General features: G+C 53.5%; 11 protein-coding genes. 9 read left to right on the top strand and 2 right to left on the bottom strand.

Going from position 1 to position 10,892, the window contains the following annotated elements; translation table 11 throughout:
- The first annotated feature begins 1 nt into the window (after position 1).
- From R3177_RS01195 to R3177_RS01160, 8 genes are read left to right on the top strand one after another with little or no spacing between them, the layout of a single operon-like run.
- On the top strand, positions 2-370 hold the full coding sequence (locus R3177_RS01195) for a hypothetical protein (protein ID WP_318969219.1): 369 nt from the start codon (positions 2-4) through the stop codon (positions 368-370).
- A 12-nt stretch (positions 371-382) separates the two neighbouring features.
- Positions 383-1,042 carry a MotA/TolQ/ExbB proton channel family protein gene (locus tag R3177_RS01190; protein ID WP_318969218.1) on the top strand — a complete coding sequence of 220 codons (660 nt, stop codon included), beginning with the start codon at positions 383-385 and terminating at the stop codon, positions 1,040-1,042.
- Entirely contained in the window at positions 1,026-1,550 is a 525-nt protein-coding gene (locus tag R3177_RS01185) for a biopolymer transporter ExbD (RefSeq protein WP_318969217.1), read from the top strand. Before R3177_RS01190 ends, R3177_RS01185 begins: the two co-directional genes overlap by 17 nt.
- Positions 1,547-2,071: an ExbD/TolR family protein gene (locus R3177_RS01180; RefSeq protein WP_318969216.1), complete on the top strand. Its 525-nt coding sequence runs from the start codon at positions 1,547-1,549 to the stop codon at positions 2,069-2,071. The genes R3177_RS01185 and R3177_RS01180 overlap by 4 nt, the downstream gene beginning before the upstream one ends.
- Positions 2,068-3,003, top strand: a complete 936-nt coding sequence (locus R3177_RS01175; RefSeq protein ID WP_318969215.1) for an AgmX/PglI C-terminal domain-containing protein — start codon at positions 2,068-2,070, stop codon at positions 3,001-3,003. The genes R3177_RS01180 and R3177_RS01175 overlap by 4 nt, the downstream gene beginning before the upstream one ends.
- Before the next feature lie 17 nt (positions 3,004-3,020).
- The gene (locus tag R3177_RS01170; RefSeq protein WP_318969214.1) at positions 3,021-4,229 is read left to right on the top strand and encodes a hypothetical protein; all 1,209 of its coding nucleotides are present in this window, start codon (positions 3,021-3,023) and stop codon (positions 4,227-4,229) included.
- A 2-nt stretch (positions 4,230-4,231) separates the two neighbouring features.
- On the top strand, positions 4,232-6,652 hold the full coding sequence (locus R3177_RS01165) for a LamG domain-containing protein (RefSeq protein ID WP_318969213.1): 2,421 nt from the start codon (positions 4,232-4,234) through the stop codon (positions 6,650-6,652).
- A 25-nt stretch (positions 6,653-6,677) separates the two neighbouring features.
- Positions 6,678-8,255, top strand: a complete 1,578-nt coding sequence (locus R3177_RS01160) for a hypothetical protein (RefSeq protein ID WP_318969212.1) — start codon at positions 6,678-6,680, stop codon at positions 8,253-8,255.
- A 4-nt stretch (positions 8,256-8,259) separates the two neighbouring features.
- On the opposite strand, the gene R3177_RS01155 is transcribed toward R3177_RS01160, so the two are convergent.
- Complete coding sequence (locus tag R3177_RS01155; RefSeq protein WP_318969211.1) at positions 8,260-9,072, bottom strand: substrate-binding periplasmic protein; 813 nt, start codon at positions 9,070-9,072, stop codon at positions 8,260-8,262.
- A gap of 131 nt (positions 9,073-9,203) precedes the next feature.
- On the bottom strand, positions 9,204-10,187 hold the full coding sequence (locus R3177_RS01150; RefSeq protein ID WP_318969210.1) for an FAD:protein FMN transferase: 984 nt from the start codon (positions 10,185-10,187) through the stop codon (positions 9,204-9,206).
- 200 nt (positions 10,188-10,387) lie between these two features.
- On the opposite strand from R3177_RS01150, the gene R3177_RS01145 reads away from it, so the two are divergent.
- The coding region (locus tag R3177_RS01145; RefSeq protein ID WP_318969209.1) for a CHASE3 domain-containing protein at positions 10,388-10,892 on the top strand (505 nt) is incomplete at its 3' end.

The raw sequence follows: 10,892 nt of genomic DNA, 5'->3' as shown, positions 1-10,892 counted from the left end.
AATGAAGTGGATCAGAACGGGCAGTTGCGCCCTGTGTTTATTGCTGATGAGCACCAGTCAGGCACAGCAGGTCACCGATGCTGCAGCTCAACCGCCGCAGCCGGCGCCATCACAAATGCCGTCTGCTGCCAGCCGGCCAGCCGTAGAGGTTAATATCAGCACGACGATCAGTGGTAATCAGCAGCAACCCCGAACGTTATATGTGCTGCCATGGCAGGACAGTATTGCCCAGATCCGGATCCCGGCCCCCGACATTCAGGTGCCCCCAGAGCCAATACAACCGCTGGACCGCCAGCAGTTTCTCCGTTTTATCGAGGCACAGTCGCTCCAGCAGCAACCTGCCGGTACCGTATCAACAGAAAATAATTAAGAGGTTTACAGCATGGATTTCGTCAATAGCATAGTGCGGTTTTTGCAGGAAGGGGGCTACTTTATTTTCCCTATCGCTTTTATTCTGATTTTAGGGATCGCCATCACCATTGAACGTTGGTGGTTTCTCCGTTCCGTTTACGCCAGTAATCAGCGGGCCTATCGTCAGCTGCAACCGGCTATTGCCACAGCAGATACCCAGGCTATTGTGCAGTACGCTGATAAAGATCAGACACCACTTAGCCTGATGCTGGCCAGTGGGGTTAACCGGCTAACGTCGTCGCACCGGCGCGAAGATATGGAATATGCGATGGAGGAAGTCGTGCTGGAATACAGCCTGCGCCTGCAAAAACGCACCCCTTTTCTGGCCACGCTGGCCAATGTCGCCACTTTGCTAGGTTTGCTTGGCACTATTGTTGGTTTAATCGCCGCATTCTCAGCGGTCGCTAATGCCGACCCTTCCGAAAAAGCCAGCTTATTGTCATCCAGTATCTCCGTGGCAATGAATACCACGGCTTTTGGTCTGATGACGGCGATTCCGCTGGTATTTGTCCATGCGCTGCTGCAAAGCAAAACAGCCAGCATTGTCGATACCATGGAAATGGCGGGCATCAAATTAATGAACAGTATCGGACAACGTTTTACGGGTGGCCGGGATGATCAGAAAGCATAAAGTCAGCCTGAATGAGGCTGAACTCGACATTACCTCCTTTATGAATCTGATGATCGTATTGGTACCGGTATTGTTGTTAAGCCTGGTATTTACCCAGATTAGGGTGCTGAACATTCAATTGCCACCGCAAACCGAGCAACTGCTGCAGCAGGAGCAGGATGAACCGCAAATTCTGGAACTGGAATTACGGCCAGATCAGTTAAGGCTGAATTATCCGGCAGGCCAGCTGTTACGTGAATTCGCCCATAACGAGCAGGGCCAGCCAGATTTTATCGCTTTATCAGCTTTTTTGCAGGACCTGAAGCTCACCTGGCAGCAGCAAAATATAACCAAGCGGGATATCACTATTCTGGCGCCGGAAACGCTCGATTACCAGACCCTGGTCAGCGCCATGGATACGGTTCGGGCTTTTAAAACCGTGGTAGCGGCCTCGGTGGTCGATGCAGAATTATTCCCGGTGATTTCGCTTGGTCAGTTACCGGATGCAGTGAGCGAGGGGCCTGAATGAAACAATCATTTCGTGCCAGACGAATGGTCAAGCAAAATCAGCGGCTGGCCCAAAGCTCGAAGCTGAACCTGGTTGCACTGATGGATATTTTTACCATTTTAGTGTTTTTCCTGATGGTTAATCAGTCTGATGTGGTGGTATTGCCCAGTAATAAAGAGATGCGGTTGCCTCAGTCTGTGTCAGAGCAATTACCGCGGGAGCAGGTATTGTTAACCGTAACCGCTAACGGCGTATTAGTGCAGGGCAAAGCGGTATGGCGGGGCGACTGGCAGCAGCCACCCGAGCAATGGCAGGAGCCGCTGGCAACAGCGGTGCAGCAGGAACTGACCTATCTGGCAGGGCGCGCCGCACCATTGCCGGCTGAGCAGCAGGCTCTGGGCCGGCCGCTGACGATTCTGGCCGATGCCACAACGCCGTATGCTGTGTTGCGGCGACTGATGGCGATAAGTGCCGCCACCGAGTACCGGGATGTATCGCTGGCAGTAGAGCAGCGCAGCAGCGCCCTGGAGGCAACGCCATGACGACGCTAAGCTGGCAAGCTGGCACAGGCTGGCAGCAGGAAGATCAGTTTTTCAGCAGGGCAGTTATCGGCGGTCTGGTGTTACTGCTGTTGCTGTCGATTGCAGTACCGCTGTATCAGGTACCTGAACGCAGCCGGCAACAACAAGAACAGTTACCGCCGCAGTTGGCCAGGGTAATGCTGGAGCAGCGGGACATTACCCCGCCGGAGCCCATCGCACTGCCCGAGCCGGAGCCTGAACCCGCGCCGGAACCGGAACCTGAACCTGAGCCGCAGGTCGTAGAAGCCAGAACCGTCACCCCGGAGCAGGCACGGGCAACGGCACAGCAGGCAGGCCTGCTGGCAATGCAGGATGAGCTGGCCGCGTTGCGCCAGACTTTTACCGTTAATCAGCAGGCACCACAATTGCAGCGGGAGGGCCAGCAACGTGCTGCGACCGTCGAGCCTGAGCGGATCAGCAACCCTGAGCTGGCTAAAACAGCCGCCAAAGCGGCGGCAGCGGTCAGTGCCGATGTGGCAAGGGCTGATCTGAACCGGGCTGCGAGTACCGAGCTGGCCGAGGCAGAGCTGCGCGGTCTGGCGTCAGCTGCCCCGGTGTCTGCTAATAGCACCGGCAACGCCAGCAATGACGCCGCTAACCAGGGCGGACGCTCCGAAGCCAGTATCCGCCAGACGCTGGAAGCCAATAAAAGCAGCCTGTACACCCTTTACAACCGGGCGCTGCGGGCCAATCCGCTGCTTAAGGGCAAAGTCGTGTTTGAACTGGTTATTAACCCGGATGGCAGCTTGCAACAGGTTAGTATTGTCGAGAGTGAATTAAAAGATGAACGGCTGGAGCGGCAATTGACACTGCGCCTGCAGGCCGTGAATTTCGGTGCGGCAGATGTGCTGCCGACCCGTTCGAAGTGGACTATAGCGTTTTTACCCGGCTAGCCGGGCAGGAGAGAGATATGCAAAGCAATATTAAGCTGCTGGCGACCCGCCTGCTGACGGTTGCCGTTGCTGCAGGGTTCAGTGGCATGCTCGCCGCCGGCCCGCTGGAGCAGGCAACCCGGTTGCATGACCGCCTGACCGGCGTGCCTGCGGATGCAGCAACACTGCAACAGATGGCTGATTTAATCGGCCAGGGTAATGCGCAGGCTGCAGCAGAACTGGCAATGCAACACCCGGACTTTTACCGGACCACGCTGAAACTGTTTGCCACGCCTGCCACCAATCGTGACCAGGATATTTTTGAGCCGTTAAACGACTACAGTGCCACCATTATTGGTCTGGTCAGAGATAATGCTGATTTCCGGCAGATCCTGCAAACTGACGTATTGTATGTCGGGGCAGACAGCTTAGGCTTGCCGCCTTATGCCGCTGACAATAATGCCCATTATCTGGCGCTTGACCAGCAGGGAATCGACTTGCAGCAACATCTGGAGCCCAGATCCCAAAGCAGTTTACTGGGTATCCCCTTTGAAGCCAGCGCCGGTGTAATGACCAGCCGGGCCGGCGCCAAAGCGTTTTTCTATCTGGGTACCAATCGTGCGATGTTGCGTTTTACTTTAATGAGCCAGCTGTGTACCGATCTGGAACCATTAAAAGATACCAGTACCCCGGCAGACCGCATTCGCCAGGATGTCAGCCGCAGCCCCGGCGGGGACAGCCGGATATTTCACAACCGCTGTATCGGCTGTCATGCCGGTATGGATCCGTTAGCACAGGCCTTTGCTTATTACGATTACCAGTTCAGCGATGAAAATGGGGACAACGGCAGGCTGTTTTATCAGCAAAGTGGCACCAGTAACAGCCAGACTGGCAGCCGGGTGCAGCCAAAATACCATATTAACGCGGGCAACTTTCCGTTTGGCTATAAAACAGAAAATGATCACTGGCAAAATTACTGGCGTGAGGGCCGCAATCAGGCGCTTGGCTGGGATAGCAGTTTACCCGGTGAGGGCTATGGCGCAAAAAGTTTAGGGCAGGAGCTGGCGCATTCTGTTGCCTTTGCTCAGTGTCAGGTGAAAAAAGCATTCCAGACCACCTGCCTGCGGCCCCCGGAAACGCTGGCCGATGTTAACCTCATTCAGCAAAGCAGCGAGCGGTTCAGTCAGAGCGGTTATAACTTAAAGCAGGTGTTTGCCGACACTGCCACTTACTGTATGGGAGAGTAACCATGAGACTATTGCTTCTGGTTGTGCTGAGTATCATGTTGACGGCCTGTGGTGGCACAGAAGTAGAGCAAAACCCGCCGCCGCCGGTGCAGGATAATTCGAATAATTACAATGGTCCGGCCCCACAGACTGCCGATGTACAGCAATTTAAGTTAAACCTGTGGGACAATCTGGTAGCCGATAACCGCTGTGGCAGTTGTCATCAGCAGGGCAACACCGCACCGTTTTTTGTGCGCCGTGATGATATTAACCTGGCTTACGCTGCGGCTATGCCTCTGGTAAACCTGGCTGATCCGACGCAATCGGCCATCGTGCAAAAAGTGGCTGGTGGTCACAACTGCTGGCTGAGCAGCAATACTGCCTGCGCCGACACGATTAGCCAGTGGCTTAGAAACTGGGGCAATAATTCAGGTGCTGAGCAGGCCGCTGTTACCCTGGTTGCACCGGTTATCCGTGATCCCGGAGCCAGTAAAGCATTACCGGAAAGTTCTGCGCTATTCGCCGCTGAGGTTTACCCGCTGGTCCAGCAGCACTGTGCCGGCTGTCATGCTCCGGATGCCAGTGTCGCCCAGGCGCCGTTTTTTGCCGCCAGCGATATCGATGCGGCATATCAGGCCAGTCGCAATTTGATTAATCTGGACCGGCCAGAGCTGTCGCGGTTGGTGGCCCGCCTAGGTGGTGAGTTTCATAATTGCTGGTCAGATTGCAGCAATGATGCGGCGGTTATGCTGGCGGCTATTGTCGCAATAAGCGATGCGGTACCGGCTACTGAGTTAGATCCGCAACTGGTGCCGTCAAAAGCGCTGCGCCTGGCAGATGGTGTCGTGGCCTCCAGTGGCGGCCGGTATGAAAGCAACCAGATCGCGTTTTATCAGTTTAAGGAAGGTGAGGGCAATCAGGCTTTTGACACCTCTGGGGTTGAACCAGCAGCAAACTTAACCTTGCAGGGCGATTTTGCCTGGCTGACAGGATGGGGGCTGCAGATTAACAGCGGCCGCGCCCAGGCGTCGACCCAAAGTAGCGCCAAACTGACCGAACTGATCAGTGCCACCGGTGAAATGACCATTGAAGCCTGGGTTATTCCGGCTAACGTCATTCAGGAAGGACCGGCAGCAATAGTCAGTTACGCCGGCAGTGCTATCAGCCGTAATTTTACCCTTGGCCAGACCCAGTACAATTACGACTTCTTATTACGCCGGGCCAATAGTGACTTTGCCGGTATGCCGGCACTGAGTACCGCCGATGCCGATGAGTTGCTGCAGGCCAGCCTGCAACATGTGGTGCTGACCCAGGATCCGGTTAACGGTCAGCGCATTTACGTAAATGGCGAGGACAGCGGAGTGCAGGGTGAACCTGCCGCAATAAGTAACTGGGATCGCAGTTTTGCGCTGATGCTGGGCAATGAAGCCGATGGCAGCCGGCAATGGCAGGGTAGTATCCGCTTGCTGGCCATTCATAACCGGGCACTGACCCCGGACCAGGTTGCCCAGAATTTCAGTATCGGGGTGGGCCAGAAATTTTACCTGCCGTTCGCTATCGGCCACTTAATTGATCTGCCACAAACCTACGTGGTATTTGAAGTGGCGCAGTTTGATAATTACTCCTATTTGTTCAGCCAGCCCTACCTGATTAATCTGGAGGGTGCGACTTTGCCAGCTGATTTAACCATTAGCGACATGGCCCTGGCGATCAATGGCCGTGAAGTAACGTCAGGCCAGGCCTGGATCCGGCAGGATTTCAGCTTCGACAGCGGTACAGCGCTTGCTGAAGCCGTGCCGATGTCCGCACTTGGCACCATTATTGCGGCTGAGGCCGGTGCTGCCAGCGACGAGTTTTTCCTGTCGTTTGGCCGGATAGGCCAGTACAGCAATGTCCGCTCACAGCCGGCATTCCCGCTGCAGCAAATCAGCCAGGCTAATTCAAGCAGCAGCGATATCGGCATCCGGCCTTTTGCTGCTATTCATGCCAGTATGAGTCAGCTGACCGGCATATCCCAGGCCTCACCGGCTGTGTTGACGACTTACCAGACTATTACCCGCCAGTTACCGGCAGTGAGTGATATTGAAACTTTTATATCTGCCCAGCAAATGGCGATTACCCAGCTGGGAATTGCTTATTGTAACGCTGCGATCAGCAATACTGCACTGCGCAGTGCATGGTTTCCGGGTATCAACTTTGCTGCTGACCCCGCTGACACACTCAGCCCGGCTAACCGTGATGCGTTAATCAGTCCGTTACTGACCCGGTTTGCACCACTGCAACCGGCGACAGCGCTCAATAGCAATGCAGCCAGGACTGAATTGAATAATCTGATAGACCGTCTGAGTCAGTGCAATGGTAGCTGTGATAGCCAGCGCACTCAGACTATTGCCAAAGCAGCCTGCACCGCTGTGCTGGCCAGTGCCCAGATGCTGGTGTACTAATGCTGGTATACCAAGGAGCTCAGTGATGAAATTAAAAAAAGCGTTACACCCGGATGCGCCCCTGCTACACGCCTGCCATAGCCGGCCGATAAGCCGGCGCGACTTTATTGCCTGCGGCCTGAGTGTCGGGGCGGGCATTCTGACCACGGGTTCGGTATTCAGTTTGTTTGCCAATCCGACCAAGGCCTTTGCTGATTTATCGCCTGATCTGGAGTTATTGAAGAATCAATGCGGTATTAATGTCGAGGGCGCCGGTAAAATTCCGTTTATCTGTTTCGATTTAGCCGGCGGTGCTAATATCGCCGGTTCAAATATTCTGGTGGGCGGTGCCGGGGGCCAGCTCGATTTTCTGTCTACCCAGGGCTACAGTAAGCTGGGATTACCAGCCGATATGGTGCCTACTGCAGTTAATGCCGCCAATCCGGTAGCGGGCTTTGTCAACGATCAGCTGGGGCTGGCGTTTCATAGTGACTCGCAGATGCTGGCCGGTATTCTTGAGCGGACCAGCATGGCCACTCAGGCGATGATCAATGGCGCTGTTATTCCATCGCGCTCAGAAAACGACACCGGTAATAATCCGCATAACCCAATGTTTGCCATTGCCAAAGCCGGTGCCAATGGTTCGCTGATGCCGCTGATTGGCTCACGTAATTCGGATTCCGGTGCTAATTCGATGGCCCCCGCTGAGTTTTATAACCCGGAATGGCGACCAACTAAAATTGACCGGCCAAGTGATGTCACGGGATTGGTTGATGTCGGCGATTTATTCGGGCTGTTAAATCAGGATGATGCCGTGGCGGTAATGGAATCTATCCAGCGTTTAAGTGATAGTAAGCTGGCCAGCGTTAACACAGGTATCAGCCGCGATGCGGTGATTAAAGATCTGGTGCGCTGCGGCTATGTAAAAAGCGCTGATCTGGCCGACCGTTTTGGCAACCCTGCCACGTTAGACCCGGCGGCTGATCCGGATATTGTCGGTGATGGCGGTATTTTCAGTAGTGCTGAATTTAACGGCGATGCTGAGTTTCGTAAAACAGCCTCAGTGATGAAACTGGTGGTAAATGGTTTTGCCGGTGCCGGTACTGTGACCATAGGAGGTTATGATTATCATACCGGCGAGCGCGGCACCGGCGAGCTGCGTGATTTACGGGCCGGCCGCTGTATTGGGGCTTGTCTGGAATATGCCGCCAGACGCAACCAACCGCTGATGATTTACTTATACTCAGATGGTTCAGTGGCCAGTAACGGCAGGATTGACGACAGTGAAAATGGCCGTGGTAAAGGCGAGTGGACCGGAGATAACTCGTCCACTGCTGCTTCTGCCATTCTGGTCTACAGCCCGAACGGCCGGCCATCCCTGTTGGGAGGCAGTACTGCAGAGCAGGCCCGGCATCAGCAAATTGGCTTTATGCGCCCGGATGCGTCGGTTGAAACCGGCTCATCAATGGCGGCTAACAATGTTAACTTACTGGTACAGACGGTAATGCTTAATTATTTGGCCCTGCATGGTGAGCAGGGCCGGTTAGCTGAGGTTGCACCGTTTCATGGTTTGGGCAATGCTGCCAGCCAGGACCGGCTGACTGCCTTTGCGCCTATTGTCTAGCCGATTATAGCTGTGGCTGGGGAGGCGGTAACTGTAGCGCATTATCACGTTGCTGATAATGGGCCACAATAGCCGCCAGCTCGCCATTGCTGTGCAGTTTCAGCCAGGCACTGTTTAGCTGCTGTAGTTGTTTATCTGACAGGGTTTTTTTATTAAAACCAAAATACACCGGGCCTTTATGAATGGCCAGTAGCGGTTGGTAGCGTATTGCAGTGGTGCTGTGTTCACTCTGCCAGTAGCGCAGAACGGAGATATCTTCCAGTACCGCATTGACTCTGCCGGCATTTAACAACGCCATTTTATCAAGGTTATTACTGATATAAACCAGCTGTCGTTTTAAACCGGGCTGGGTTTGCAGTCTGGCAAAATCCTCTCCGTAGTATGCCCCTTCCAGCATGGCGATAGCAGTAAGATCGACTTCATCAGCCAGCTGCTCAATCGATGTCACGCTGGGAATAGCTGTCGGATCGGCCACCAGATAAATCTGCTCAACGTGATGCGGGCCGATAAAAGCAAAAATCTGTTGTCGTTCGGGGCTGAAGGTCAGATGGCTGACGATATCAAGCTCACCCTGTTCAATCAGCCGCATAGAGCGCAGCCACGGACTGCCTACCAGCACAACCTGACAGTCTATTTCTCTGGCCAGACGCTGCACTAATTCTATACTAAGCCCGGTCCAGCCCTGCTCTTTCTGAATAATATGCGGGGGGAAATGGGTTTCAACGCCCAGCCTGAGCTGACACGCGACGGCGTGCTGCTGCCAGATTGCTGACAGTGCCAGAAAAAGGACAATAAAGTTAAACGCAGCTGTTGGCATCAGGTTTCCGCTGTCATAAAAAAGTCTGACTTCTGACTACTGAGTTTTATCTGGTTGTTTGAATTTTCAGCAGTTTTACCAGTATAGTGGGCTTTTCGCTGACGGCAAGCCTCTGTTCCCGACACCAGGTATTATTGCGCCAGACCGGAAGAAAAATAGAGCTGATGTTCACTGCTGATAAAAATGGCTTCAAATCCGGCCTGCTGCTCGATAAACGCCATACCGCGCTTAAGCCCCATAACAAATAATGTTGTCGATAAAGCGTCAGTAGCGGTGGCGTCGGGCCCGATAACCGTTACGCTCATCAGGCCGGACGGGCTCTGGCCACTTTTCGGGTCTAAAATATGGTGATAGCGCACACCGTCTTCAATAAAAAACCGTTCATAATCACCTGAGGTGCTGATGGCACTGTCGGTCAGTGGCAACTGCGCTACGATATCTGCGTTTTTACGAGGGTGTTTAATCGCGACCAGCCAGGGCCGGCCGTGCTTATCGCCCAGCAGGCGGGTATCACCACCGGCCGTTACCAGCGCATGTTTAATACCGGCTTTTGCCAGCAAACCAACGGCTTGCTCTACGGCATGACCTTTGGCTATGCCGCCCAAATCAATTTTAACGCCAGCTTTAGCAAACTTTACCTGATTATCAGGCAGCAGTTTTATATGCCGATAATTAATCAGTGGCCGCTGAGTATCCAGTTGCTCTGCGCTCGGTTTAATATGCTGCCGGTAGTCATAACTAAACCCAACTGATGCAAAGCTGATATCAAAAGCACCATCACTGAGCTTCGCTAACTGCTCTGCCTGCTGTAATAACTGGTAAAGCTCGCTACTAACGGTAACCGGCCGGCTGGCGGCGTCGCGGTTTAGCAGGCTAAGCTCGCTGCTTGCAATGTAAGGGCTCATTTGCTGATTAATCCGTTCGAATTCATTCTGCACGGCAATAAGCAAATCCTTGCCCAGATTATCGTCTTCAGCCCACAGCTCAACATAGGCCTGAGTGCCCATAGTTTGAAACGGCAGCCGGTGCCACTGGGCGCTGGCGGGTGCACTTAGCATGATAAACATTGCCAGATAATACAGGCAGTTGCTAACTTTAAACTTGAATCGTGACACGTTGAATCCAGGCTGTATCGGCAATACCAGCATTGTTGCAGAGTAGGCGGCTTTACTCAATGCCAGGCAGCTGCTCATTTTGTTATGCAGCGGGCCGCTGCTTTGCTCTGGCAGTCATATCGCAGCTCGAACGATTCTGTATCTGACAGCAACTGGGTTATCAGCTATATTTAACGTGTTAATTAGTTTAGGCTTTTATTATGAATCAGCGCTCTGGTGGCTGGAAATTCTGGCGTCGTATTCCGCTTCGTGCCCAGTTAATGGCCGGATTTATCCTGCCTGTTATGCTGATTGGTATGTCATCCTATGTGGTGCATCGCAGTCTTGGCCTGCTGGAGATTAAGTCAACGGAGGTTCAGCAAAGTGTCATGTCAATTGCGCTGCGCAACATGCTGCTCAATGCGGTGCTCAATGCTGAAAGCGGCGAGCGGGGGTACGTTATTACCGGTAAGTCGGATTTTTTAGGGCCTTATCATCAGGCATTAGAGCGCTTTACTGACACTGCAAACAGGTTAAAAGCATTAAGACCCGACGCTACTGCTGAAATTGCTCAGCTTGAAGAGCTGTTTAATCAATGGCTGAATGAAGTGGCTAAGCCCGTGATTGCTGCCCGGCAGCAATCGCCCGGCAGACTGGATTCTTACGGTGGTAATGCGCTGTATCATCTGAAAAAAATGAAAGGGTTGCTGGATGATTCGGCCTCGG

The sequence above is a fragment of the Arsukibacterium sp. genome (assembly GCF_033722355.1).
Lineage (GTDB): Bacteria > Pseudomonadota > Gammaproteobacteria > Enterobacterales > Alteromonadaceae > Alishewanella.
This window is presented reverse-complemented; position numbering and strand designations above follow the sequence as displayed.

Bases quoted from the DNA above. Each gene is read 5' to 3' on its own strand.
- R3177_RS01195 (WP_318969219.1), top strand. From the start codon at position 2: ATGAAGTGGATCAGAACGGGCAGTTGCGCCCTGTGTTTATTGCTGATG.
- R3177_RS01190 (WP_318969218.1), top strand. From the start codon at position 383: ATGGATTTCGTCAATAGCATAGTGCGGTTTTTGCAGGAAGGGGGCTAC.
- R3177_RS01185 (WP_318969217.1), top strand. From the start codon at position 1,026: ATGATCAGAAAGCATAAAGTCAGCCTGAATGAGGCTGAACTCGACATT.
- R3177_RS01180 (WP_318969216.1), top strand. From the start codon at position 1,547: ATGAAACAATCATTTCGTGCCAGACGAATGGTCAAGCAAAATCAGCGG.
- R3177_RS01175 (WP_318969215.1), top strand. From the start codon at position 2,068: ATGACGACGCTAAGCTGGCAAGCTGGCACAGGCTGGCAGCAGGAAGAT.
- R3177_RS01170 (WP_318969214.1), top strand. From the start codon at position 3,021: ATGCAAAGCAATATTAAGCTGCTGGCGACCCGCCTGCTGACGGTTGCC.
- R3177_RS01165 (WP_318969213.1), top strand. From the start codon at position 4,232: ATGAGACTATTGCTTCTGGTTGTGCTGAGTATCATGTTGACGGCCTGT.
- R3177_RS01160 (WP_318969212.1), top strand. From the start codon at position 6,678: ATGAAATTAAAAAAAGCGTTACACCCGGATGCGCCCCTGCTACACGCC.
- R3177_RS01155 (WP_318969211.1), bottom strand. From the start codon at position 9,072: ATGCCAACAGCTGCGTTTAACTTTATTGTCCTTTTTCTGGCACTGTCA.